Annotated in this window: 13 protein-coding genes, 1 other RNA gene and 5 pseudogenes; 5 read left to right on the top strand and 14 right to left on the bottom strand. The window is 66.0% G+C overall.

The features are described 5' to 3' along the window. Positions 1-201: 201 nt before the first annotated feature. The 9 genes and pseudogenes from XCSCFBP4642_RS0101095 to XCSCFBP4642_RS23670 all read right to left on the bottom strand — a co-directional run. Entirely contained in the window at positions 202-2,679 is a 2,478-nt protein-coding gene (locus XCSCFBP4642_RS0101095) for a GH92 family glycosyl hydrolase (RefSeq protein ID WP_029218164.1), read from the bottom strand. Between the two features lie 187 nt (positions 2,680-2,866). Then, positions 2,867-4,296, bottom strand: a pseudogene (locus XCSCFBP4642_RS23685) (hypothetical protein); the annotation flags it as partial. 36 nt (positions 4,297-4,332) lie between these two features. Continuing rightward, positions 4,333-4,992 (bottom strand): DUF1629 domain-containing protein, encoded by a 660-nt coding sequence (locus XCSCFBP4642_RS0101085; protein ID WP_029218163.1) that lies wholly within the window; start codon positions 4,990-4,992, stop codon positions 4,333-4,335. Between the two features lie 160 nt (positions 4,993-5,152). After that, entirely contained in the window at positions 5,153-5,794 is a 642-nt protein-coding gene (locus XCSCFBP4642_RS0101080) for a DUF1629 domain-containing protein (RefSeq protein ID WP_029218162.1), read from the bottom strand. A 218-nt stretch (positions 5,795-6,012) separates the two neighbouring features. Next, positions 6,013-6,244 (bottom strand): annotated as a pseudogene (locus tag XCSCFBP4642_RS26115) (JAB domain-containing protein); the annotation flags it as partial. Between the two features lie 89 nt (positions 6,245-6,333). Further along, positions 6,334-8,082 carry a sensor domain-containing diguanylate cyclase gene (locus tag XCSCFBP4642_RS0101075; protein WP_029218161.1) on the bottom strand — a complete coding sequence of 583 codons (1,749 nt, stop codon included), beginning with the start codon at positions 8,080-8,082 and terminating at the stop codon, positions 6,334-6,336. 136 nt (positions 8,083-8,218) lie between these two features. Next, positions 8,219-9,133: pseudogene (locus XCSCFBP4642_RS23680) on the bottom strand (helix-turn-helix domain-containing protein); the annotation flags it as partial. After that, complete coding sequence (locus XCSCFBP4642_RS23675) at positions 9,112-10,224, bottom strand: glycerate kinase (RefSeq protein WP_033897869.1); 1,113 nt, start codon at positions 10,222-10,224, stop codon at positions 9,112-9,114. The gene XCSCFBP4642_RS23675 and the pseudogene XCSCFBP4642_RS23680, both read right to left, overlap by 22 nt. 32 nt (positions 10,225-10,256) lie before the next feature. Next, positions 10,257-11,123, bottom strand: a pseudogene (locus XCSCFBP4642_RS23670) (MFS transporter); the annotation flags it as partial. 533 nt (positions 11,124-11,656) lie between these two features. Between XCSCFBP4642_RS23670 and XCSCFBP4642_RS0101055 the strand changes: the two are divergent. After that, entirely contained in the window at positions 11,657-13,510 is a 1,854-nt protein-coding gene (locus XCSCFBP4642_RS0101055; RefSeq protein ID WP_029218160.1) for an Svx/AvrXca family virulence/avirulence protein, read from the top strand. Between the two features lie 63 nt (positions 13,511-13,573). On the opposite strand, the gene XCSCFBP4642_RS0101050 is transcribed toward XCSCFBP4642_RS0101055, so the two are convergent. The 3 genes from XCSCFBP4642_RS0101050 to XCSCFBP4642_RS26105 form a co-directional block, all read right to left on the bottom strand. Next, on the bottom strand, positions 13,574-13,894 hold the full coding sequence (locus XCSCFBP4642_RS0101050; protein ID WP_029218159.1) for a hypothetical protein: 321 nt from the start codon (positions 13,892-13,894) through the stop codon (positions 13,574-13,576). A 309-nt stretch (positions 13,895-14,203) separates the two neighbouring features. Further along, the gene (locus tag XCSCFBP4642_RS0101040) at positions 14,204-15,370 is read right to left on the bottom strand and encodes a class I SAM-dependent rRNA methyltransferase (RefSeq protein WP_029218158.1); all 1,167 of its coding nucleotides are present in this window, start codon (positions 15,368-15,370) and stop codon (positions 14,204-14,206) included. An 82-nt stretch (positions 15,371-15,452) separates the two neighbouring features. Then, positions 15,453-15,528, bottom strand: a non-coding RNA gene (locus XCSCFBP4642_RS26105) — sX9 sRNA. A gap of 248 nt (positions 15,529-15,776) precedes the next feature. Between XCSCFBP4642_RS26105 and XCSCFBP4642_RS0101035 the strand changes: the two genes are divergently transcribed. Together XCSCFBP4642_RS0101035 and XCSCFBP4642_RS26095 are read left to right on the top strand one after the other, a co-directional pair. After that, the gene (locus tag XCSCFBP4642_RS0101035; RefSeq protein ID WP_029218157.1) at positions 15,777-16,730 is read left to right on the top strand and encodes a TerC family protein; all 954 of its coding nucleotides are present in this window, start codon (positions 15,777-15,779) and stop codon (positions 16,728-16,730) included. Between the two features lie 61 nt (positions 16,731-16,791). Continuing rightward, positions 16,792-17,662, top strand: a pseudogene (locus tag XCSCFBP4642_RS26095) (rhomboid family intramembrane serine protease); the annotation flags it as partial. Between the two features lie 94 nt (positions 17,663-17,756). Here the strand turns inward: XCSCFBP4642_RS26095 and XCSCFBP4642_RS0101025 are convergent. Both XCSCFBP4642_RS0101025 and XCSCFBP4642_RS0101020 read right to left on the bottom strand, forming a co-directional pair. Further along, the gene (locus tag XCSCFBP4642_RS0101025; protein WP_029218155.1) at positions 17,757-18,857 is read right to left on the bottom strand and encodes a glycerophosphodiester phosphodiesterase; all 1,101 of its coding nucleotides are present in this window, start codon (positions 18,855-18,857) and stop codon (positions 17,757-17,759) included. A gap of 300 nt (positions 18,858-19,157) precedes the next feature. After that, positions 19,158-21,473 (bottom strand): TonB-dependent receptor, encoded by a 2,316-nt coding sequence (locus tag XCSCFBP4642_RS0101020; protein WP_029218154.1) that lies wholly within the window; start codon positions 21,471-21,473, stop codon positions 19,158-19,160. 195 nt (positions 21,474-21,668) lie between these two features. Here XCSCFBP4642_RS0101020 and XCSCFBP4642_RS0101015 point away from each other — a divergent pair, with 195 nt between their 5' ends. Further along, on the top strand, positions 21,669-22,526 hold the full coding sequence (locus XCSCFBP4642_RS0101015; RefSeq protein WP_029218153.1) for an acid phosphatase: 858 nt from the start codon (positions 21,669-21,671) through the stop codon (positions 22,524-22,526). A gap of 568 nt (positions 22,527-23,094) precedes the next feature. Then, on the top strand, positions 23,095-24,264 hold the full coding sequence (locus tag XCSCFBP4642_RS0101010; protein WP_029218152.1) for an STY4528 family pathogenicity island replication protein: 1,170 nt from the start codon (positions 23,095-23,097) through the stop codon (positions 24,262-24,264). Positions 24,265-24,510: the final 246 nt, after the last annotated feature.

The following is a 24,510-nucleotide window of genomic DNA, read 5'->3' as shown; positions in this document are numbered from 1 at the left end:
TGGCCCGAAGGGCCGGATGAGGGTACGGGCGAAGCTTCGTGTCATCCAGGTTGGTCAGTGGCTTTGCCCCGTACCCTCACCCCAACCCCTGCTCCGCGCGCCAGTAGCGCGCAAGCTGTGCCTTTTCACCCCGCAGGAGAGGGGCTTTCATCTACCGGGCCATGGATCAGGGGCATCCGGCGGATCAGGAGCACGTGCTGGTCACTGCGCTGCTGCAGGTGTGGCGCAGAACGAGGTCGGGAGTGCATCGGCCTGGGTACCCCAGCCTTGCGTGGGGGCCTGCCTGGTGAGCGCAAACAACAACGTGCCGCCCTGCTGCAACTGCGCCCAGTCCAGGAACACCTGCGGCTGCGGTTTGCCGTTGAGGCGCACGCCTTCCACGTACTGCAGCGCGCGCCCGTCGGCGCCGGGGGCGTCGATGCGCAGGCGCTTGCCATTGCCCAGGTCTAGCGTGGCGCGTTTGAAGCGCGGGGTGTGCAGCAGGAATTGGCCGCTGCCCGGCACCGCCGGATACAGGCCCAGGGCGCTGAACAGGTACCAGGCGGACATGGTGCCGAGGTCGTCGTTACCAGTGACGCCATTGGGCGCGTTGGTGAACAACTGCTGCGCGGCGCGCACCACGGTGGCGGTCTTCCACGGCTGGCCGATCAGCGTATACATCCATGGCGCGTGCAGGTCCGGTTCGTTGTTGGGGTTGTAGCGGTACTGGTTGTAGTAGCTGTACGGGCCGACCACCCAGTGCGTGCGTGCGCCATCGAGCGGGTCCTTGAGCAGGTCGTCGTAGGCGAAGAAGGTGTCCAGGCGTTTGCCTGCCTGTTCGGTGCCGTGCATGGCCTGCAGCATGCCGGGGATGTCCTGTTGCACCAGCCACTGGTATTGCCAGGCGGTCCCTTCATGGAAGCCGTGCTGCGAGCGTGGGCTGTACTGGTCGTTGGCCGGCGCGTACCAGCTGCCATCTTCCAGACGCGGACGCGGGAAGCCGGCAAAGCCGGTATCCGCATCGCGCACGGTGGCGTCCCAGACGCGGTGCCAGTTGCCGCCGCGCGCGCGCAGCTGCGTACTGTCGTCGGCATGGCCCAGGGCGTGGGCCATCTGTGCCAGCGCGCAATCGGCCAGCGCGTATTCCAGCGTGGCCGAGCCGCCGTGGTGCGGGTCCACGTCCATGCCCTTGGAGGGAAACGCGCGGTCGTATTGCACGAAGCCGTTGGCGAGATAACTCGCATTGCCCGAGCGCCCGGAATGCCGCGAGTTGATTGGCGGTTGGCCGAAGGCGTTCTGGCGCAGCGCCGCGTAGGCCTCGGCCTCATTGCCCTGCAGCGCGCCCAAGCGCCACAGGTCGACCAGGAAGGGCGTCACCGGATCGCCGGTCATGATGTTGGTGTCGTAGTTGGCATAGCCCCAGCGCGGCAACCAACCGCCCTGCCGGTGGATGGCCAGCAGCGAACGGCCGATGTCGCGCGCGCGCTGCGGGCGCAGCAAGGCCAGCAACTGGTTCTGCGAGCGGTAGGTGTCCCACAGCGAAAAGTATTCGTAGTAGGTCCAGCCCTCGGCGCGGTGGATGGCATCGTCGTAGCCGCGGTAGCGGCCATCGGCATCGCTGCCGGTGAGCGGTTGCAGCAGCGCGTGATACAGCGCGGTATAGGCCACGCTGCGGTCATCGCTGCTGGCGCCCTCCAGCTGCAGACTGGCCAGCTCGCTACGCCAGGCCTGCTGCGCGCGCTGGCGCATCTGCGCAAGGCTCAGCAGTTTGCCGCCCTGCATGCCATCGGCACGCAGATTGCTGCGGGCGCCTTCGGCATCCACATGCGAGATCGCGCTGACCACGGTCACTGCGCGCGCGTCCTTGTCGGTGCCCAGCGGAAAGCTGAGCCAGGCGCCATTGGGTTTGAGTTCGCCGCCCATGCCGTGACGCGCGTCGGGCACGCCGCCGTCTTCGCCCCAGATACCGTGCGCCGTAAACGGACGGTCGAATTCCAGCCGGAACCAGGTGGTGTATTCGTGGCCGCCGCAGAAACTCTGCGTGACCAGCTTGCCTTCGACCACGCGGTCGCCGACCAGCTGCACCTGGCTGCCGATCACCACGTGGCGGTCGTTGGCCTGGGCCACGTTGACCAGCACATGACCGGTGTCGGCGCCGGGCGCGAAGGTATAGCGCTCGACCGCGGCGCGGGTGAGCGCGCTGGCTTCGGCATCGATACCGCCGTAATCGGTGAGCCGCACCTTGTAGTAGCCGGCCTGCCCCACTTCGCCGTCATGCGTGAAACGCGCGGCGTAGCGCTTCTGGTCGAAGGCCTTGGCATCGGCGGTGTCGAAGTCGCCGCCGGGACCGATGCGGCCGGTCACCGGCAACACCGAGACCTGCCCGCCCTGCTCCCAGCATCCGGCGCCGGACAGGAACGAATGCCCGAAGCCGCGGATGCTTGGGTCGTCATAGCGCCAGCCGGCGTAGTGCGCGCCGATCGGGCTGACCTGGATCAGGCCTGACGGGGCCGACGCACCGGGGAAGGTATTGCCGTCGTCCTTGCTGCCGATGAAGGTGTTGACCTGCGCCGGGTCCTGCGCAGCCAGCGGGCCAGCGAGGGTGACACCTAGCAGGCATAGGCTGGCGGCGGCGCGGCGCCACAGCGGCGTTGATGAAAGACGCGACCAAGCGCGGTGAGAGGCAACAGCGGGGAGCATGCAAGACACCTCGGGGGAGAGGGCGACCAAGGCCGCAGGTGGAATGACGCATGCCGGCCGCTGCAGGGCGCGGCGACCGGCGCGATCAAGCGTGCGCGAACAACGACCGACCCCACAACCGCCCTCACCGTCAGCCGATGGCGAGTGCTGCTTCGCATCGGCAGACGGGCGCGTGTACGTCCACGGCGGGCGCACCGCGCGCAGCCTCCACCGTGCCCCGGTCGTTGGCACCGGACACGGCGGTTTTGACTTGGTGTTCCCATGCCTGGCTCTCGGGATTGCGGTGCCAGTTCTGGTTGTCCAATCCGACTTGGTCGCTGGCCCGTGCAGGGAGGTTGAACGGGTCCTGCGGGGGAGGAGCCTTGCCCAGTGCCAACTCCACTGCCTTGGCGTTGGCAAGCGCGCCCAGTTCCTGGGATTTCTCATAGCTGGCGACCACGGGCTGCTCGTTGGTCGTGCGGCGCTCATCCTGGGCGAGGAGCTCGATGGCCGCTTCGCGTTGCCAGTTGCGACCGTTGAACTGCCAGTCTACGCCCGCTTTGTCGCTCTGGTGGTAGATGGCGCGGTTGTCCAGCAGATCGGCGCCCTTGTCGAACGCCTTGCTCATCAACAGCGCATCGCCGACCACCAACGCCGCAGGCACGAAGCCGCTACCGCCCAGCGCTGCGGCTGTGGACGCACCACCGGCCCAGCCGCCGACGTTACGGGCCAAGGCATGGGTGACCTCGGACTGCGCGGCCGTGGCATTGCCCTGTTCCAGCAACTCGGCGGAACGGCGGGCAGTCAGCACTGCGTCTGCCCCGGTGGCCAGCAAGCCGCCGGATCGCACCAAGGTGCTGGCCGACGCTGTACCGAGCAGCACGTCCATGGATGCGGCACCGCGTTGACCTCGGGGAACGCGCAGGTTGTGTGCGGCCTCCTTGCCCAGGGTCTGCTCGACCTTGAGGATGCCCTGCTCTGAAAAGACCACGCGTCCATCGTGGTGCGCATTGGCGATAGCGAGCGACAACCCGCTGCGCTGGAGTTGGAGGTCGCCGCCCCGGATGATGGCGCTATTGCTGACCTGGATCTGGTTGAGCGCGGAAACGATGCGCGACTCAGAGTGCGCGACGGCGCCCCAGCCGTGGTCTATCCCCGTGAAGCTTTTTAGGGCTTCAATTTGTCGGGCATGGGTTTGCTGGTAGGTCGGGATATCGCGGAAAAGTCTTGAACCTTCTGATTGGTCTGCGCAGGGCTTAAACCAACGGGCGTATTGGTGTTCAGATCACCATTGATCAGCCCGACCTTGACCGTATCGCGTAGCTCTTCAACGCGCCGAACAATGCGATCCATCGCATCTGGGTCACCACTCAAGGCAGCTCGACCATCACGGGTCTTCTGAAGCCTCTCCAAGCGAAGCAGTATCCCACTTTGGTATTCTCCAAGTGGGCCACCGCTATGCGGCGTAACCCCAATTGTTTGTGCAAACTGGGGACTGGCAGGAAGGAACAATCGGTTTTCCGGTGCGTGGATATCGAACTTCCCCGCCCGCCGAAGCTCATCAAGCAACTCGCTGTTCTTCAGCGTCTGCTGCTCAATGTTGTGGTGGTCCTGAAAAAGCGTTCGGTAGTTCGGCACGGATCAGGCTCCTTCCTTGCGACATTGTCGCTCGCTTTAGCGGTTGACTAGATCGTAGAACCAGAGGCCGTTCGATTGTGCATCGGTGCCAATACCTGCTGCTTCCACAGCATCCTTAAATACTCGGTCGCAAAAGACCCCTCCATGAAAAGGCAACCTAAAGACGTGTGCATCTCCCAGCACATCACGCCTGAAAGCCAAGCGGATTTCGCCTGTGAGGTCGTAATACTTGCCCTCCTCAAAATCGTCACTGACCTCGATGTTGAGCATGGAAGCGCACTCGTCCAGCGCATCCACCGTGCGGATCACATCGCACAGATAGACGTTCGGACCCTTCGAGCCATCGGCTAAACGATAGTCAGCATCAGCGAAGGCGAAGGCTTCGGCATCCACTGATTCCATCACACGACGCAGACGTTCGGAAACCAACCAGTAGCCGCTGAAGCCGCCCTCTAGGTCCTGTGGCAGCACGCCTTCGCTAGGTTGATAAAACAACCGGGGAGTCTCCCGGAAGGGTGGGAAGCCCCCACTTTCCGGCTTCAAAACGAGTCTGGGAGCAGTCAGGAGTGCGTCTCGGTTTTCAAAGACCACACCGTGGCCTTTGCCCACCCGGCGAGCATCGGGGCGAAGGAGGAAGAACTCACCTTTTTTGGGTTCATTGATCATTGTTGTTTCCATGCGTTGCCTCCCGTCCATCTGGGTATGCTCACCATCTCAGTCGGGCAGAGTCTACCGTCCCGATCGCCGACCTGGGCAGACAAGAAGGCAAAAGGGCAACACTGTGCTGCTCGCTCTAGGAGAAGGTCTGATAGTTAGAAATGGCTCGGATTCCGTTCTCGTTGTCTCTTTGCGGGACCTAGCTATCCACCACGTCATCAAACCAAAGCCCATCGGACCCGCTTTGGTCACCAATGCCTGCAGCCTCGACAGCATGCTTGAATACGCGGTCGCAGAAGACCATGCCGTGATAAGGCAAACGGAAGACATGAGCCGAACCGAGAACATCTTTCTTGAAAGCGAGGCGCACATCACCGGTCAGGTCGTAATACTTCCCCTCAACAAACTCATCGCTGATGATGATGTTGAGCTGAGAAACATCTTCGTCGAGAGCATCTACTGTTCGCACCACATCGCAGAGGAAGAACATCGGACCCGCTGAGCCATCCGCAAGTCGATAGTCGGCCTCCACAAAGACGAACGCATTGGGGTCCACAGAATCCATCACCTTGCGGAGCCTTTCGGACATCAGCCAATAGCCGCTAAATCCGCCTTCTAGGTCTTGGGGCAAAGCCCCCTCGTTGGGGTGGTAAACCAGGCGCGGAATCTCTCGAAGCGGCGGGAAGCCTCCCTCTTCTGGCCGCAAGATGAGCCGAGGCGGAGTGATCAGAGCTTTGCGGTTCTCAAACACTACACCGTGCCCGGGGCCGCCCCTGAGCGCATCGGGCTCAAGGGTAAAGAATTCCCCGGGCTTTGGCTGGTTCTCGGTCGTCTCTACCATGCGTTACTTCCTATCCATGTTGGCGCTGCGTCCTCTTCAAGAAGAGCTTACCTACTTTGCACTGGCTAGACACGGGCAGGTCTAGCGATCCCAAAAACTAAGGAGCATCAGCGCGTTGCAGGCAGCCATCCCGCCTCCGGGGCTTCCCTTGGAGTGCAGAACATGCGCTCGCCGCATGCTCGCGTCGATGACGGCGGACTACATCGGTGAGGGGTGGGCTATGCCCACCCCCTTGCCGCCAAGCTGACGCTCTTCCGGTCGCCGATGACCAGGGGGTCGAGTACCCGGATGTCGAGAAGTGCCAGCGCCTGCTGCAGACGCTCGGTGACCTTGCGGTCCGCTTGGCTCGGGATTTCCGCTTGGGCGATCGTGGAAAAGGATGAGCGCGACGGCGTTGAGCGCTAGGGCGCGCTTGGCGACGACCCGCGGGTGAACGTCGCAGGCATCGACGTCATCCGGGGCTCCTGGGGGCTGGGTTGGTGTGGTAACCCCCATCTTCCAGATCGGCCCTGGATGAACAACCTACTGAGAGATCACAGCTAACGCGCGTCGTTGACGCCCGTGCCGCGTCGCGCGCGCCGGGTCGCGTAGAGCGAACGGTCGGCCCGGTCGACCACTGCGGTCAGTGTCTCGCCCGGCTGACGCAAGGCGGTGCCCAGGGTGAACAGGATCGGCGCCTCGTCGCTGCCCGCGAGGTAGCTGCGCACCAGCGCTTCCAGCTGCGGCTCGCTGGCCTCGTGCAGCAGCACCAGAAATTCATCGCCGCCCAGCCGCACCAGGTGGTCCTGGCGACGCAGCGGGTCATTGAGGAACCAGGCCATCTGCACCAGCACCTCATCACCTCGCTGGTGGCCGTAGGTGTCGTTGACCAGTTTGAACTTGTCCAGATCCACCACCACGCAGCCCCAGCGCACGCTGGCGTCGCGCTTGTCCAGGTCGTCCAGGAAGCGGCGGTTGAAGCAATTGGTCAGCGGGTCGGTGAACGACCATTCCAGCAGCTGTTTTTCCTGCTGGTGCTGATTGGTGATGTCCTGGGCATGCGCCAGCACCATGGTGGCATCGGCCTCCACGTCGAGCACGTTGTGGTATTTCCAGTGACGCAGGCTACCATCGCGGGCCACCAGCTCGATCACCCCCGAATCCTGGCCATCGAGCACCATGCGCGAGAGATAGCCGCGCAGGCCGTCATGCCGCTCCGTGCGGATCAGCTCGAACAGCGAGCAGCCCTCCATCTCCTCCACGCTGCGGCCCAGCGAGCGTGCCGCCGCCGGGTTCACGCTGACCAGCTGGCCATCCATGTCGTGGGTACAGATCAGGCCCAGGCTGTACTGGAACATCTTGCGGAACTTGCGTTCGCTGGCGGCCAGCGCATCCACTGCACGGTGGCGGTCGGTGACGTCCTGGATCGCGCCGATCAGGCGCATGCGGCCATCCACATGTTCCACCGCGCCGGTGCTGTGCACCCACAGGTGGCGGCCGGTGCTGCCGATCAGCGGCAGCTCCAGGTCCCAGGGAATGCCCTGGTTGACGCAGGTGTCCACCGCCTCGGTGATCACCGCGCGCGCTTCCAGCGGATAGAAGGCAATGGCCTCGCCAAGGGTGGGCTGGTAGCCCGGTGGCAGGTCGTGCATCCGGCAGGTCTCGTCCGACCAGGTCAGCGTGCCGGTGCCGACATCCACTTCCCAGCCACCCACGCCGGCCACCCGCCCGGTACGTTCCAGGAACGCCTCGCTCTCGCGCAGCCGTTGCTCGAGCCGGGCATTGGTGTCGGCGCGCTCGAGCATCTCGCGCCGCTGTTCCAGCCCTTCGGCAGCCACCCTGGCCAGTTGCTGCAAGGCCTCCAGCTGGGCCGGCAGCAACTGCCGTGGGCGCTTGTCGATCACGCACACCGTGCCCATGCGCAGACCATCGGACAGCACGATCGGCGCACCGGCGTAATAGCGGATGCCGGGCGCATCGGTGACCAGGGCGTTGTGGCTGAAGCGCGGATCGGCCGGCGCATCGGGCACCTCCATCACCGCATCGTCCTGGATGGCGTGGGCGCAGAACGCCAGCTCGCGCGGGGTCTCGGACGCGCCCGGCACGCCGATGTTGGCCTTCCACCACTGCCGATGTTCGTCCACCAGCGACACCAGCGCGATCGGCGTGCCGGCGATGGCTTGCGCGGCGGCGGCCAGCGCATCGAAGAACGGTTCGGACTCGGTATCGAGCACCTGCAACAACGCCAGGCGGGCCAGACGCTCGGCTTCGCCAGGCGGGATGGACGGTACGGCGTCGCGCGGATTCAAGGGAAGGATCGCTCGGCGAAGGTCATCGCCGCAGTCTAGCCGAGCCAGCTCAGTCCGCCGCTACCGCCGTGCCTGCGCCACGCGCAGCGTGCATGGCCAGGCAGCTGCGTGCCGCCATGCCCGGCAGCATCGGCGCTTACTCCACCGCATCGGGGGCGCGCGGCCCATCGCGCATCTGCAGCGCCAGGTGTACAGCCGCATGCAGTCTTCGGTGCGGCCCAGGTCCACCGCGCACAGGTCTGGATACGCTGCATGCGGTAATCCAGGGTGTTGCGGTGGATGCCCAGCGCCTGGGCGGTGGGCGCCATGCGCATGCCGCAGTCGACCCAGGTGGCCAGGGTCGCCAGCGACTGGCCGCGGCGCTCCTGCGCCAGCAAGGCCTGCAGCGGCTGGCGCGACTCGTCGGCCTGCCAGGCCTGGCGCGTCGTCCACCAGCACCGGCAGCCGGTAATCATTGTAGAAGCACGCGTCGGCCTGCGGGTGGCGGGCCTTGCCGATGCGCATGGTGGTGCGCGCGATCCGGTGCGACAGCGCCAGCCCGTTGGGCTATGGGAAATACTGGCCCGGCGCCAGGCAGATGCGCAGCGGGCTGCTGGCGCGCATGCGTTCCAGCAAGGTGCGCGCGGCGGCGTTGTTCGTCCACGTCCCAGCGGCCGCGGCGGTCCAGCGCCGGCTTGAGCACCACCAGCTCGTTGAGCGCGGTGGCGGCGATCAGGGTGCCGCGCTCGGGCGTGGACAGCAGGGTGTGCAGGCGCTGCAGCTCCACCAGCATGGCGTCCAGGTCCAGGGTGTCGCTTTCCACCTCGATGACCGCGGCCACGCGCGGCAGGTCCAGCGCGATGCCCAGCCGCTCGGCCCGGCCGGCCAGTGCCGGCGTGGGGCCGTCGGCACGCACCAGGCCAAGGGTGACCTCTTCGCGCAGGCGCGCATCGCGGGCCAACAGGCGCAGCAGGCCGGCCTGTTCCAGCATGGCCTCGGCCGCCCTGCGCACCAGCTCGGCCTGCTGGCCGATCCGTTGCGGGTCGCCAGTCAGGCCCACGCCGACAGCGCGCGGCCCACCTGCAGCGCGGCGGCCACGTTGCGCGCGGCGATGCGTACATTGCCGGCCGCCTCGGCCAGCGCCTGCTCCACCGTGCAGGCGCGGTGCACCACCGCGAACATCGCATCGATGCCATGGCCATGCAGCAGCCCGGCGCCAGTGCCCAGGCAGCCGGCGATGGCGATCACCGGTTTGGCATGCCGCTGCGCCAGCTGCGCCACGCCCACCGGGGTCTTGCCGTGCAGGCTCTGGCTGTCCAGCCGGCCTTCGCCGGTGATCACCAGATCGGCCTGGCCGATGAGTGCCTCCAGCCCCAGCGCCTGGGCCACGATTTCCACCCCGGGCCGCAGCTGCGCGCCCAGGAAGGCCACCAACCCCGCGCCCAGCCCACCAGCCGCGCCGCCGCCGGGCAGGTCATGCAGGCGCAGGCCGAGGTCGCGCTCCAGCAGGTCGGCGTAGTGCTGCAGGTTGGCATCGAGCTGGCGCACCGTGTCCGCGGTGGCGCCCTTCTGCGGGCCGAACACCGCCGAGGCGCCGGTCGGGCCGATCAGCGGGTTGTCCACGTCGCAGGCCACTTCGATGTGGCAGTCCTGCAGCCGCGGGTCCAGGTCCTGCGTGTCGATGCGGGCCAGCGTCGCCAGCGCGCCGCCGCCGGGGCCGATCGACTCGCCCTGCGCATCCAGCAACCGCGCGCCCAGCGCCTGCGCCATGCCGGCGCCGCCGTCGTTGGTGGCGCTGCCGCCGATGCCGATGATGAAACGCCGCGCACCGGCATCCAGCGCGGCCACGATCAGCTCGGCCACCGGCACCAGGGCCAGGCCGCTGGCGGCGGCCATCTCGATCACCGCGGTGCGGCCATCGCCGGTCACGCCGAAGAACGCCGGCACCGGCGTGCCCAGCGGGCCGCTGACGGCGCAAGCCACCACCCGGCCGCCAGTGGCCGCCACCAACGCGTCGACCGTGCCTTCGCCGCCATCGGCCACCGGCACCTTGCGGTACTGCCAGTCGGGAAACACCTCGCGGAAGCCGACCTCGATCTGGGTGGCCACCTCCAGCGCAGACAGGCTTTCCTTGTAGGAGTCCGGGGCGATCACGATCTTCATGCGGGTCCTCGCTGGGGAGCAGGCCGGCGGCGCATCCGGGTGGGATCGGTGACGCCGCCGCCCTGGATGATCGACGGCAGCCAGAAGTTGATCGCGTACACCCCGCTCTGGATGCAGAAGTACACCGTGCCCAGCAGCCACACCGCCAGGTTGCGCAGCACCGCGCCCAGCGAGCCGGATGCACCGGCCGGCTTGCGCGCCTCGTCTTCGGCCAGCGCACGGCCCAGCGCCTGTTTCTCGCCGGCATCCAGCCAGCCGGCCTGCTGCACGCCGTCGCTGAGCAGGAACCACACCCCCACCCCCAGCACCACCGTGGGCAGGCCCTGCAGCAGGAACATCCATTGCCAGCCGGCCAGCCCGCCCTGCCCGGCCGAGAAGTGGCTCAGGATCCAGCCCGACAGCGGCCCACCCAGCACGCCGGAGATCGGGATGACCGACATGAAGACGGTCATGACCCGGCCATGCCGGGCGCGCGGGAACCAGCGCGTCAGGTACAGCACGATGCCGGGAAAGAAGCCCGCCTCGGCTGCACCGGTGAGCAGGCGCAGCGTGTAGAACCCGGCCGGGGTGCGCACGAACAGCAGGCAAGTGGAGAGCAGGCCCCAGCTGACCATCATGATCGCCACCCATCGGCGCGCGCCGATGCGCTGCAGGATCAGGTTGCTGGGCACCCCGCAGGCCAGGTAGCCGATGAAGAAGATGCCGGCCCCCAGCCCGTAGACCGTCTCGCTCATGCCCAGATCGCCCAGCATCTGCAACTTGGCAAACCCCACGTTGACCCGGTCCAGGTAATTGAACAGATAGCAGACGAACAGGAACGGGATCAGCCGCCACAGGATCTTGCGGTAGGTGGGGTCCAGGCCGTCGGGGGGCGGCAGGGGCCGGGAGGCTGGGGTCATCGCACGCTCCAGGGGGTCGGTCGGCGCCAGATGCAGGGCGCCGCAGCGTCCGCACCACACAGGGGGTGAACGCATTCTAGTTGGCGCTTTTTCCTGAGATCTTCGGCAGGGCGGCGGCAACGGAGGGCCGATATCTGCCGCGTTTTGTGCAAACGCCCAACCCGGTGACCATGGCCACCGGGTCTGGCCTGGCGCAACGACGCACGTTCGTCGCCAACGCCAGCCACCCGCGGCCGGCCAGGAGCGTACCGGCGCGAACGAGGCCGCGCGTCATTCCTCGCACGGTGATCGCCCAACCGCTCGCGGCCACCACCCAGCAGACGCACAAGTCCAACCCGCGCCACACCGCGAGCGCGTAGTTCGTTGCAATTCTGAAAAATACATATCCAGATCAATTGCGCCGCGTCCGCCGCTGCGCACACTTGCGCGGCCGCCGCATCCAGCGACCGCCATTCCCCCTCCAAAGCTCAACAGCGCCGCGCGTTTTTGCGGGCGTTGCGGGCGTGTGCACCCATCTTTCCACGAGAACTCCCATGTCCATCGCATCGCGCGCGCTGCCCCGGCGCTTGTTGAGTCTTGCCCTGATCGCCGCCGGCCTGGGCGCGGCCTCCACCGCCAGCGCAGCCTGCACCGCCGGCAGCTGGGTCGCCCGCACCAACGAAGCCGGCATGCCGCCGGTGCGCTACGAAACCGCGCATTTTGCGTTCCGCTGGAATGGCGACGGCGTGGCCAGCGCCGACGTGCGCGCCGCCGGCGAGCATCTGGAACTGGTCTGGGACACCTTCATCAACCGCCTGCAATTCCCCGAGCCGTCCTGCACCAGCGCCACCAAGTACAAGGCCAGCGTGCACCTGGATCCGAGCTTCGGCCTGAGCGGTGGCGTCACCGGCAGCGGCGGCATGGGCATGTGGATGGCACCGGGCGGCCTGCGCGACCACTGGGGGCTGGCGCACGAGCTCACCCACGCCTTGCAGGGCCAGACCCAGGGCATGCGCGACTCCGACTACAGCGGCTGGATCTGGGAATCGCACGCCAACTGGATGACTCACCAATTGCCGGAATTCCATGCCAGCGATGTGCATTGCTCGAGCATGCTGGTGAACTACCCGCACGTGTATCTGGGCTCCACCCGCGATCGCTACTGCAACTGGCAGTTCATGGAGTACCTGAAGAATCGCTTCGGCTACGCCATCATCAACGACCTGTGGGCCAAGGCGCCCAAGCCCGGCGACGCCGGCCAGCGCACCGCCGATCCGTTTTCGGTGATCAAGGCCAACATGGGCTGGAGCCAGTCGCAGATGAACGATGTGTTCGGCGACTGGGCCATGCGCAACGTCAACTGGGACTACACCAACCCCGATGGCAGCGACCAGGGCGCGTTGTACCGTGCACGCTATGGCAGCAACCTGGCGTTCAATCCGCAGCGTCCGCAGGACTGGGACAACCGCGACCGCGCGCTGCGCATGACCGTGCTCGATCCGGTGGCCGGCCAGACCAATCGCTATCGCGTGCCGTTCGAGTGGGCGCCACAGCGCTGGGGCTACAACCTGGTGCAGCTGATTCCGGCCAGCGGCGCCAGCAGCCTGCAGGTTGCGTTCGAAGGCCAGGTGCAGAGCGCCCCGGCGGTGGCCACCCTGCCCGGCCTGGCCACCGACCCGACCAGCATCCCGCTGCCGGATTCGGACTGGCGCTGGGGCGTGGTCACCATCGACAGTGCCGGCAAGGCGCGTTACAGCACGCTGCAGCGTGGCGCCAAGGCCACCGTCACCGTAGCGTTGAAGAGTGGCGACCGCGCGGTGTACCTGATGGTGATGGGTGCGCCCAGCGCCATGCAGAAGATCAAGTGGGACCAGTCGTACTACGCGATCTACCGCTACCCGTGGAGCGTGACGCTGACCAATGCCGCCCCGGCCGGCAGCCAGCCCAACGCGCCCACGCCAACCCCGGTGGGCCGCCGTCACGCCAATGGCGGCGGCTGGATTGCCAATACCGCCAATGTCGCTTCCACCGCCTACGTGGGCCCATTTGCACGGGTACTGGCCGGCAGCGTGCTGGGCAATGCACGCATCGACGGCCATGCCACGGTGATGGGCGGCACCGTGCAGGGCAACGCCGTGGTCGGCGGGCTGACCGTGTGGCATCCGGGCGCCACCATCGGCGCCAACGCCCAGGCCAACACCGTGTTCATGGGCCCGGGCGCATTCGGCACGGTCAGCATCGCCGGTACCACCCAGGTGCGCGGCGATCTGGAATTGCGCGAAGGCACCACGCCGACGCAAGGCGTGTTCTACGGTTATGCCGATGGCGAAACGATGCGCAACCCCGAGTTCGGCGCAGACCTGCGCCAGGCAGTGCCGGAGATCACCGCGCGTCCCGCCGGTTGGTGAGTGTGCAGTGAGGCGATGACCTTGCAACCTGCAGCACGCGTGCAAGCCCACGCGTGCTGCAGCTCAATCGCCCAGCTCTGCCAGCCGCGTACGTACGCTGTCCACGTCGATGTGCTCGCGCACATGCGGCCACTGACGCGCCCACACCGAGCGGAACACGATCCACGCACCGAACACGCCCAGACAGGTCGACCCCAGCGCCAGCAGCAGCGGGTGCAGCGGCGAACCGTCGCCGGTCTGGAACAAGTACATGAAGGCACCGGAAAACAGCAGCCACACGCCGAACACCGGCCAGTTGCTGGCCAGCAGGCTGGCATTGGGCCGCTCGATCTCGCGCAGCAACCGGCGCAGGGCCTTGCGTTCGTCTTCGTCGCTGGACCTCATCGACTGCCGCTCCCTAGTGAATGTCTGCGTTGAACTCACGGCTGCCGCGTGCGGCGATCGAGCAGTGCCAGCGCGCACCGGCATTGCCTTGGTTGGGCGATCCCGATGACAGCAGCGCCCGCGCTGCATGCACCATCGCAGGCCACGCGATGCGGCGCGCAGGCGTGAGGCCCGCCCTGCACTGCTGCCTGCGCGGAGCGCCGCCACGGCGTGGCGTCATCCTCAAGGCGACCGCTCCTGCACTGCCACCAACCTGCACACGCAAGCGGCGGGCATCATGCATTGCCCGCTGCCTCACAGCGACCGCTATCACACCACCCGGCAGAACACCGCCTTGAGGTAGCGCGATTCCTGCACATGCGCCATGAACGGATGATCGGGGCCGGCACCGGCCACTTTCAGAATCTGGATGGTGCGCCCGGAGAAATACGAGGCGCGCCGCAGCATGTCCAGAAACTCCTGCTCGGCCACCAGACCAGTGCACGAGAAGGTGGCGAACAGGCCACCGGGCTTGACCACGCCCAGCGCCAGCTTGTTCATGTCCAGGTACTTCTTCAGCGCGGGGATCACCTGCTCGCGATCGCGGGTCATCTTGGCCGGGTCCAGGATCACCACATCGAACTGCTCGCCGCGATTGGCCGCATCGCGCAGCCACGGGAAGATGTCGGCCTGCACGAACTTGGGCCGCACGTTGTTGAGCTTGGCGTTGCCCTTGGCGATGGCGATGACGTCTTCGTCGATGTCCACGCCCAGCACCTCGGCCGCGCCGCGCGCGGCCGCATACACCGCAAACCCGCCGGTATTGCAGCACAGGTCCAGCACGCTCTTGCCTTCGACCTGCTCGCTCAGCCACTGGCGGTTCTCGCGCTGGTCGGCGAAGAAGCCGGTCTTGTGCGCACCGGCCGGGTCGGCGCGGAACTTGATGCCGTGCTCGGTGATCACCGCCGCTTCGGTGGTGGTGTTGCCGTGGAAATCGAAGCTTTCCTGCTTCTGCACGTGTTCGTCGGCAAAGCTGTGGAAGCGGCAGCCCGGGAACTGCTCGCGCAGCGCCTCGTAGATCCAGTCGCGGTGACGGAACATGCCGGCGGCGAAGAACTCCACCACCACCAGGTCGCCGTAGCGATCCACCACCAGGCCGGACAGGCCATCGCCTTCGCTATGCACCACGCGCCAGGCATCGGACACCGCGTCGAGCTTGAGCCAGTCGCGGCGCAGGCTCACTGCCGCGGCGATCTTGCGCGCGAACCAGCCCGCATCCACCGGCACCGCCTGGTCGGTTTCCAGGATGCGCACGGCGATGCGCGAGTGGCCGTTGTAGAAGCCGCGGCCGATCCACTCCCCGTCCACGCCGACCACATCGACGATGGTGCCGGGTTTGGGCTTGGCGGCGGGCTTTTCCACCAGCTTCTGGAAGATCCACGGGTGGCTGGAGCGCCACGCACTCTTGAGTCGGACGACGGGGGCAGGAGTATTCATCCGCCCATTGTATCCGGCTGGATTGACGTGCCTGCGCCGGCCACGCAGAATCGGGCGCAGAAGGGGAGTAGCTCCCAAGAACGACAAACAGAACGTAGCGAGCGGTCGCCAGGTGGGTTCGGGCGGCGCGCAGGAACCGCAGTGTACGAGTGGTACATGAGGATTCCGAGCACCGACCGGGCCCGCCTGGCGGTCGCGCAGTAGTTCTGTTTGGTGTTCTAGCGTTGTCGCCGTCATGACGAGCCCTGCCAACAGGCGCTCCGGTGCAACGGCAACCGGCCCGGCCGGTTGCGAGCGAGACCTTCGCCGCGCAGGCGAAGGTCCGTCACCCGGAATCCACGATTTCCGTGTCACAAGGCCTCAGCCCACCGGCTGTCCAGGTCGTTTCACTTTTCGGGATTCTTGTATGCAAACCATTGGCAATGTCTGGTTATGGGGCGGCTTCGCGATCGTGGTGATCGTGGCGCTGTTGGTCGATCTGGTGCTGATGCGCCATGGCGGTGCCCACAAGGTGACCTTCAAGGAAGCCACCTGGTGGAGCATCGGCTGGGTGCTGCTGGCGCTGGCCTTCAACGCCGGCCTGTGGTGGTACCTGCAGGGCAGCATGGGCGATGCGGCAGCCGACCGCATCGGGCTGGAGTTCCTGACCGGCTACCTGGTCGAGAAGTCGCTGGCGGTCGACAACATCTTCGTGTTCCTGATGGTGATGACCTACTTCGGCGTGCCCGAGGAACAGCGCCAGCGCGTGCTGATCATCGGCGTGCTGGGCGCAATTGTCCTGCGCGCGATCATGATCTTCGCCGGCTCGGTGCTGCTGGCCAAGTTCCATTGGCTGCTGTACGTGTTCGGCGCCTTCCTGCTGCTGACCGGCATCAAGATGTGGTTCTCCGCCGGCAAGGAGCCGGACCTGGAAGCCAACCCGGTGCTGCGCTGGATGCGCGGCCATCTGCGCCTGAGCCCGCAGTACCACGGCAACCTGCTGAGCGTGATCAAGGACGGCAAACGCTGGTTCACGCCGCTGTTCGTGGTGTTGATCCTGATCGCGGTGATCGACGTGATCTTCGCGGTGGACAGCATCCCGGCGATCTTCGCGATCACCACCGACCCGTTCATCGTGCTCACCTCCAACGTGTTCGCCGTGCTGGGCCTGCGCGCGATGTTCTTCCTGCTGGCCGGCATGGCCGACCGTTTCCACCTGCTGCCGTACGGACTGGCGGTGATCCTGGTGTTCATCGGTACCAAGATGATGATCATCGATCTGTACAAGATCCCGGTGCTGGTGTCGCTGGGCGTGGTGGTGGCGATCCTGGTCGCCACCATCGTGCTGAGCCTGCTGCGCCCGCCCAAGGCGGTGCATTGACGGCCCTGGGCCGGGATCGGTAGCGCTGCAGGCGTGGCCACGCGCGTCGGGCTTGCCCGAGCTGACTACCGATGGGCGCCATCCGGTCTGGCGGTGGGATTATCCCGCTGCCGGATCCGGTCATCCCGCGCCGCCGGGGCTTGCAAAGACAAAACCACGCCGCCATCCGTGAGTGCATGACAACGCATTCGCTCGCTCCCGATCCCACCCAGAGCCGCCTGGACCGCTCGCGGGTGCTGCGTGCCTTCAATCTCAGCCTGGCCGCCGTGTTGCTGCTGGTGGCGGTGTTCACCGCGCAGGGCAGGTTCGACTGGCGCGCCTGGGCAGTGGCGCCGCTGCAGGCCGACGGGCTGATCGGCGTCCTCACCGCCCCGCTGCTGCACGGCTCGCTCGCGCATCTGGGCGCCAATGCGGCCGCGCTGCTGATCCTGGGCACCCTGGCCGGCAGCGTGTACCCGCGGGCCACCACCATGTCGCTGCCGTTGCTGTGGCTGGGCTCGGGGCTGGGCGCCTGGTTGTTGGGCGCACCGGGCAGCCGGCATCTGGGCGCCAGCGGCATCACCCACGGGCTGATGTTCCTGGTGTTCGTGCTGGGTTTGCTGCGCCGCGACCGCCCGGCGATCGCCACCAGCATGATCGCCTTCCTGTTCTACGGCGGTATGCTGGTGACCATCCTGCCGCACGAAGCCGGCGTGTCCTGGCAATCGCATCTGGGCGGCGCAGTGGCCGGCCTGATTGCCGCCCTGCTGCTGCGCCTGCGCGACCCACAGCAGGCCAGGCCGCGCTACAGCTGGGAAGACGAGGACGACGACGCTGCCTGGGAGGTGAGCAACTCCGAACACGCAATGCTGGAACCGCCGCCACCGCGTCAGGTGCCGGTGCTGTGGCAACGCCGGGACGACGGTTCGGAAAACGTGGTGCTGCAGTTCCCGCGTTGCCCTGCCCTGCGTAGGAGCGCACCCGGGCGCGATGGAGCTTTCCCCGAGAACGCTTCGTCGCGCCCGGGTGCGCTCCTACAGGCGCTGCCTAACGCGATGGTGGCCCGCTCAACGCACGCCGCGCCAGACCCGGATCATCGGCAAAGAACGCATCGATGCCAGCGTCCAGATAGGTCTTGAGTTCGGCCAACGCACCAGCGTCGTTCCGCTCGGTCACCGGGCCGCTACTGCGGTTTTCCGCGGCCAGGAAAAAATTCTCCGGCCGGAACGTATACGGCTGTACCTGCAACCCGACCGCGTGCGCATCGCGCACCAGGCTGGTTGGCTGGCCCAGGCGCTGCTGCGTGTCCAGCGGAATGATGGCGCGAATGTCCGGCCCGATCGCATCGGCGTAGCTGGCCACCTGCTTGAGCCCCGCAGGCGTCATCAGTTGCGCGTATGTGCCTGGCGCATCGTCCTTGCCCGCATCGGGTAGCGGCATCTGCGCGCCGCCCAGCAACTGCAGCAGGCGGAGGTTGCTGGCGCGCCCGATCTTGCCGCGCAGGTAGCGCAGATTGCCGGTCTCGAACGACTGGATCACAACTGGCGCGGTACGCGTGTAGGCATGGGCCTGCAAGGTGGCCAGCACCTTGTCTTCCATCGGCAGGCCGAGCGCCTGGAAGTAGCTTGGATGCTTGATCTCGGGAATCAGTCCGATGGGGCGGCCGGTGGCGGCCGACTGCGCGGCCAAGAAATCGATGATCTCGTCCAAGGTCACGATCTGGAACTGGCCATCCCAGCGCGTGCCACGCAATTGCGGCAAGCGCTCGCGTGCGCGCAAGGTCTTCAATTCGGCCAGCGTGAAGTCCTCGGTGAACCAGCCGTCCATTGCCTGGCCATCGATGATCTTGCGCGTCTTGCGCGCGGCAAACTCCGGATGGTTGACCACATCGGTGGTGCCGCCGATCTCGTTCTCGTGACGCGCCACCAGCACACCATCCTTGGTGGACACCAGATCCGGCTCGACGAAATCCGCGCCATCGACAATGGCTTTGGCGTAGGAGGCCAAGGTGTGTTCCGGCCGCAACGCACTGGCGCCGCGGTGCGCAAAGATCTGCACCGTCTTGGCCAACGGTGCCTCGGCAACCGCCGGGCCGCTCATGCCAACCATCATCGCTCCCACCAGCCAAAGACGACCGAACTGCATCATGCCCATCTCCAACGAAAAACAGCTACCGAATCGACGCATGACCGCCGGGCAAGCCTGGCCGATGAGCGACGCGGGAAGTACGACTGTACATCCCGCACCCATACCGGCCCGACAACCACTGGTGACGTCTTATTGACCACTGTCGCCGGTCGACGAAGTCGACGGACCTCGGAAGTCAGAAGTCAGTGAGCAACAGCAAAACCCGCTCTTGCGATTCCCGATTCCCGATTCCCGATTCCCGATTCCCGATTCCCGATTCCCGATTCCCGATTCCCGATTCCCGATTCCCGATTCCCATCCTCAGAACTTCGCGTCCAAGGTCAAGAACACCTGCCGCGGCGCACTGGCGTGGAAGGCCAGCTGACGCCCATTCGGATCGCTGTTGGCGAACGCGGTGAGGTTGGACGCGTAGCGCTTGTCGGTGAGATTGGTGACATTGAGCGAGAGCTTGAGCGCCTGCAACACGCCGACCTGGCCGAATGCATAGCCGGCGCCGGCATCGAAGGAGGTGTAGCCGCCAAAGCCCTGGTCGTTGGTGTAGGTGTAGAAGCGCTCACCGGTGTACTTGCCGCGCAGGTTGACGTTCCAGCCTGCGTAGTTGAAGGCGATTTCGCTGGCCAACATGCGCTTGGGCGTGTCCACCGTGGTCTTGCCGGCGGTGGGAATCACCACGCCGTTCTGCACGTAGTTGTCGTCGTAGGTGGAACGGTTCAGCGAGGCCGAGTTGTACCACTGCAGGTAGCTGGTCGGCTTCCAGATCACCGTCAGCTCACCACCGCGGCTGCTCACCGAGCCCACGTTGAAGAAGCGCGTGGTGCAGGCCGGCGTGGTGCCCTGCTGGATGCTGGCGCAGGGGTTGAGCGAGAGCAGGCGGTTGTCGAAGGTCACGTCGTAGCCGACCAGCGAGGCCTCGAAGCGGTCACGCACGAAGCGGTAACTGGCTTCCAGCGTGCGCGACTTTTCCGGTTCCAGCGCGCCCACGCTGGCATCGAACGACGCCTGCGTCACCAGCAACGGGCCACCGGCACCGCCGCCCTGGAACGCGGCGATATTCTCCGCGTACGAGGCAAACACTTCCTGGCCCTCGGCGATGCGATAGCCCAGCCCGATCTGCGGTAACACCGATTCGCTGGCCTTGAGCGAGCCGGTCGCCACCGGTGCTTCCACCGCCACGTCCGGCGTCTCGCGCGCGGTCATTTCGGTGCTCGGGCTCTTGATGCCCAGGTCCAGGCTCAGACGCTCGTCCAGGAACTTGAAGCTGCCCTGCACGTAGAACTGCCGCGTGGTGATGATGTAGTTCTGCGAGAACAACCGGCGGTCGGGATTCTGAAGGAACGTGTCGTCGCTGACCGGACCATCGATCCAGTAGAAGTTGCGCTCCACATCGTGGTGGTTGCGCTCGTACCACAGGCCCGCTTCCAGGTGATGCGGGCCCAGGTCCCAGCCCAGCGAGGCGATGCCGCCGGTGCGGTTGATCCAGTAGTTGGTGCTGCGGATGGAGATCGGCAGTGCCTGCGGCGTACCCGGATTGGAGGCCTGGCCCGGCGACCACCAGTGGCCCTGGCCCTTGTTTTCGTGGTGATAAACCTGGGTGTGCAGGCTGATCGCATCGTTGGGTTGGAAGTCGCCGGCCACGTAGAACAGGTCGTCGTCGCGCAGCGCGCGGCTCTGGTAGTACGCATCGTCGATGTTGTCCACGCCGCCACTGAAGCCGCAGCGCGCCGCATTGCGTGTGGCCGGCGCGCAGTACGCCGCTGCCAGGGCGCGGTTCCAGTCCGGCGCATACAGGTTCCAGTCCCAGCCCAGGCCGCGCGCCATGCCGCTCTTGGACAGATAGGAATAATCCGCCTGCGAGGTACGCGAGGTATCGGCAAAGGCGGTCAGCTTGCCGCCATCGAATTGATACACGCCCTTGGCGTTGAACTGCCGTGTGGTGGTCGGCGATTCCGGGCGCGCCCACATGTCGGCTTCGGCATTGATGCCCGACAGGTACGCCGAAAAGCCGTTGTAATCGCCGGTGTCCACGCGCAGGAAGGTGCGGCGGTTGGCGTCCGAACCCACGGTCTGCGCCACCTGCCCACCGAACACGCTGGACGGATCGGCCGAGTAATACTGGATGGTGCCACCCAGGTTGCTGGTGGACGCGGTGCCCAACGCACCGATGCCCGAGGCCAGCTCCACGCCACCAAAATTTTCCGCGATCAACGCGCGGCTGATATTGAGGCCGTTGTAGTTGCCGTAGGCGTTGTCGCCCAGCGGCAGGCCGTCGAGCGTATAACCCAGGCGCGTGCCGTTGAAGCCGCGCAGGCTGATCGTCTGCGACTCTTCGTTAGCACCGAAGGCATCGTTGGATTGCACATTGACGCCCGGCATGCGGTTGAGCAGCTTCTGGATGCTGGTGCCCGGCGGCAACACCGGAATGTCCTGCTGGGTGATGCGCTGCACCTGGCGGGTTTCGCCCTGGCCGATCACCGACACCGCATCGAGCTGCTGCACGGTGTCCGCGGCGGCGGAGGCATCGGCCGCTACGTCGGCCGGTGTATCGGCCGCCTGCGCGGCCGGCGACAACACGAGCGCGGCGAGCACGACAGCGCTGAGGAGATGAGTCTTGGGCATGGCAGGCGTGGGGGTGCGTTAAAAGATGGCGGCAAGCGTGCGACAGCTGTCTTGCGTCGATACGACGACCAGATGACAGTGCCGCGACAGTCGGTGCGCATGCCGCGCCGCAGCTGCGTCGTGCCGGCATGCAGCTGTCATCTGCACGTCGTAATCTGCGCGCTCTTGCAGTCGTGCCGTCCCGAGGAGTTGCCCATGTCCCACCGCATCGCCCGCCACTGGCAACCGACGCTGGCAGGCGTCGCCATCGCCGCGCTATTGCTCGGCAGCGGCATGGCCGGTGCACGGCAACCGGCCGCGCCGGCAGGCTCGGTGATTGCCACCGACGCCCGCGGTTACCTGGACACCTCACAGCTGCCCGACAGCCTGCGCCTGGTGCCACCACCACCGGCGGACGGCAGCGCTGCGCTCGCCAACGATGAGGCCCTCGCCAAGGCCATGCTCGCCCTGCGCGGCACAGTGCGTTGGGATCTGGCTGCACAGGATGCCGTGCTGAGCTTTCCTGCCGCCGCAAGCGCCTTCCGTTGCGCGCTCGGCGTGCAGGTCGACCAGGCCGCCACCCCGCACCTGCTGCGCCTGCTCGAGCGCAGCATGCGCGACGCCAGCACCAGCACCAGCGCCGCCAAGGCGCACTACCAGCGCCCGCGTCCGTTCATGCGCAACGCGCAGCCGATGTGCACGCCCGACGACGACGCCAGCCTGCGCAAGAATGGCTCCTATCCGTCCGGCCACACCGCCATCGGCTGGGCCTGGGGATTGATCCTGTCGGAAATCGCCCCGGCCCAGCGCGATGCACTGCTGGCACGCGGCCGTGCCTTCGGCGACAGCCGCCTGGTCTGCAACGTGCATTGGCAGAGCGATGTCCTGCAGGGCCGCATCATGGGCGCGGCCACCGTCGCTGCCTTGCACGGCAACCCGGCATTCGAGAAAGACCTGGCCGCGGCCCGCAAGGAAATCGACACCGCGCGCGCAACGCCGTTGCCCGCCGCTGCCGCAACAGCTTGTGCCGCAGAGAACGCCGCATTGCAGACCGCATTACCGGGCGTGCTGTAACGCACCCCGGCGTGGAGCCTCCAGGCATTGGGGCTCGCTTGTCGATGGATGCATGACGCCGATGCGCTAAAGTCCTGCAGGCCACGCCGTCGTCAGACGACGTTCCAGGGACGCAAGGTGGTCCGGATGAGGAATACAGCATCGCCACGTCGTTTCACTTGCCGATGCAGAAGCGGAATTTCTGCCGCATGTCGTTGATTTTCAATCCAATCATGGCGGTCCCGCAACGTGCTTGGACCTATTCTTGGACCCAAATACCAAGCGTGTCCCTTGATGGCGGCGGATGGCCCTCCCTGGATGCTTCTCGCTCTCCTGTTACCAGTGCGATGTGTCAGCGGACGGCCTAATCAGATGCAGTGAACCCGGCCATCGACGTCCGCCAACGTCCAATGCGCTGCAACAGGCTCATTTTCCCACCTCCTGATTCGGAAGACCAAGGATGTTTTGTCCTGCTTCAGCTCGAAAAACGGGAGAAGCGCAGTTCGGATTGTTGGCTGCGACAGCGGTGATGCCGGGGTGAGATGACGGCTCCTTTGGCCAGTTGGCCGACACCGATAGGAGCCTCACCATGTCACACCAAACCTCGGACATCATCACCCCGAAAGCCCTGTTGCTCGATGAGCGGCTGACGCCACTGGAGCGCAACGCCTGGCTGACTTTCCGTGCGCTGGCCAGCAGCGATGGCACCGTGGTCCTCAGCTATGACGCGCTGCGCAAGTACCTGCCCAGCGCACCGGGCAGCAAACGGGCTGCCCTTGAAACCGTGTCCAGGGCCGTGCTGTGCTTGCGGCTGTCCACTTGGATCGCTTTGGTCGAGTACCGCCGCAACCCGATGACTGGCTTCTCGATGGCCAGCCGCTACGCGGTGCGGACTCAGCCCCTTGCGTTCGACGACGCCTGCATGGAGGACGAAGACTACCTGCCGCTGCTGGAACGGGCGCTCGGCCACGCCAGCGCGACGATCCGCCAACTAGCGCAGTCCATTCTCGATGAGGCCATGCGCCATCCGGACAGGTTGGAAAAGCTGCCCGCAACGATGCAGGAGCGGATCAGGCGCCTACAGCACCGTGGCGACGACCATGGCCCGGGCAGTCCTGGTGGCTCAACTGCGCGCGATGTCCTCGTGCCCGAAGCTAGCGGCGGCATTCCGAAACCCGTTCCGGCATCTGCGACAGCAGTACGTACTGTAGAAAAAGAAGTATTAAAAGAAGTACGTACACACCGCTCACAACCCGAAGTGCGGGTATTGGGGCCAGATGTGCCAGCCCGCTTCCGGCAGCTGCCGCAGGATCAGCAACGGGTTCTCACCGCGCGTCTCAGGGGCTTGCCGCCGGAGAAGCGCCTTGCAGTGCTGGCCGAGTGGGACGTGCGCTGTGAATCAGGTGGTGTGCACAACGCCATCGCCTACCTCTACGGTTTGATCAAGAAGGCCGTGGAAGGCGTCTTCAAGCTCTGGGCCGCCCGCAAATCTACCCCGCAGCAGACATCCGTGCAGGCCATCAGCAACAGCCTGCATGACTCGCCGCCCGCCCATTCTCCACCGTCCAGCAGCCAAGCCGCAAAAACTGCCTCGCGTGAGGTTGCACAACGGCATCTGGAACAGATCCGGCGCATGCTGAAGACGCCATCGCTGCCTATCGGGCAGATCATCGGCTGCATGGCTGACAGCGGGATGCTGCCAACAGCCCCTGAGAATACGCCCGCTGCTGCAAGGTTGGGGCCACTGGGCTCGGCATGAGACAGATGGGGCCGTCACTGCCCGCCGCAGTGACGGCCCGCCGAACTGCAGCAGCAATGCGGGTTGGCGCAGCATCGCATTGATGGCTGCGCACATGACGATGCCCTGGCACACTGGCCCAGCAACGACCTGCGGGTGGATATGAACACCGGAACCCTGGCGCAGGTTCCTGCAAGCGCCGACCCGGCTCGCCGGACGGAACCATCCCAGGCACACCCAGGCTCGTTCGGTGTGCCGCCCTACCCA

This window comes from Xanthomonas cassavae CFBP 4642 (genome assembly GCF_000454545.1).
GTDB classification, from domain to species: domain Bacteria; phylum Pseudomonadota; class Gammaproteobacteria; order Xanthomonadales; family Xanthomonadaceae; genus Xanthomonas; species Xanthomonas cassavae.
The sequence above is the reverse complement of the archived record's forward strand: the minus strand, read 5'-3'. Positions and strand labels throughout refer to the sequence as shown.

What these genes read in the sequence shown, in the direction of transcription:
- XCSCFBP4642_RS0101095 (WP_029218164.1), bottom strand. Translation starts at nt 2,679, where the DNA reads ATGCTCCCCGCTGTTGCCTCTCACCGCGCTTGGTCGCGTCTTTCATCA.
- XCSCFBP4642_RS0101085 (WP_029218163.1), bottom strand. Translation starts at nt 4,992, where the DNA reads ATGGACGGGAGGCAACGCATGGAAACAACAATGATCAATGAACCCAAA.
- XCSCFBP4642_RS0101080 (WP_029218162.1), bottom strand. Translation starts at nt 5,794, where the DNA reads ATGGTAGAGACGACCGAGAACCAGCCAAAGCCCGGGGAATTCTTTACC.
- XCSCFBP4642_RS23675 (WP_033897869.1), bottom strand. Translation starts at nt 10,224, where the DNA reads ATGAAGATCGTGATCGCCCCGGACTCCTACAAGGAAAGCCTGTCTGCG.
- XCSCFBP4642_RS0101055 (WP_029218160.1), top strand. Translation starts at nt 11,657, where the DNA reads ATGTCCATCGCATCGCGCGCGCTGCCCCGGCGCTTGTTGAGTCTTGCC.
- XCSCFBP4642_RS0101050 (WP_029218159.1), bottom strand. Translation starts at nt 13,894, where the DNA reads ATGAGGTCCAGCGACGAAGACGAACGCAAGGCCCTGCGCCGGTTGCTG.
- XCSCFBP4642_RS0101040 (WP_029218158.1), bottom strand. Translation starts at nt 15,370, where the DNA reads ATGAATACTCCTGCCCCCGTCGTCCGACTCAAGAGTGCGTGGCGCTCC.
- XCSCFBP4642_RS0101035 (WP_029218157.1), top strand. Translation starts at nt 15,777, where the DNA reads ATGCAAACCATTGGCAATGTCTGGTTATGGGGCGGCTTCGCGATCGTG.
- XCSCFBP4642_RS0101025 (WP_029218155.1), bottom strand. Translation starts at nt 18,857, where the DNA reads ATGATGCAGTTCGGTCGTCTTTGGCTGGTGGGAGCGATGATGGTTGGC.
- XCSCFBP4642_RS0101020 (WP_029218154.1), bottom strand. Translation starts at nt 21,473, where the DNA reads ATGCCCAAGACTCATCTCCTCAGCGCTGTCGTGCTCGCCGCGCTCGTG.
- XCSCFBP4642_RS0101015 (WP_029218153.1), top strand. Translation starts at nt 21,669, where the DNA reads ATGTCCCACCGCATCGCCCGCCACTGGCAACCGACGCTGGCAGGCGTC.
- XCSCFBP4642_RS0101010 (WP_029218152.1), top strand. Translation starts at nt 23,095, where the DNA reads ATGTCACACCAAACCTCGGACATCATCACCCCGAAAGCCCTGTTGCTC.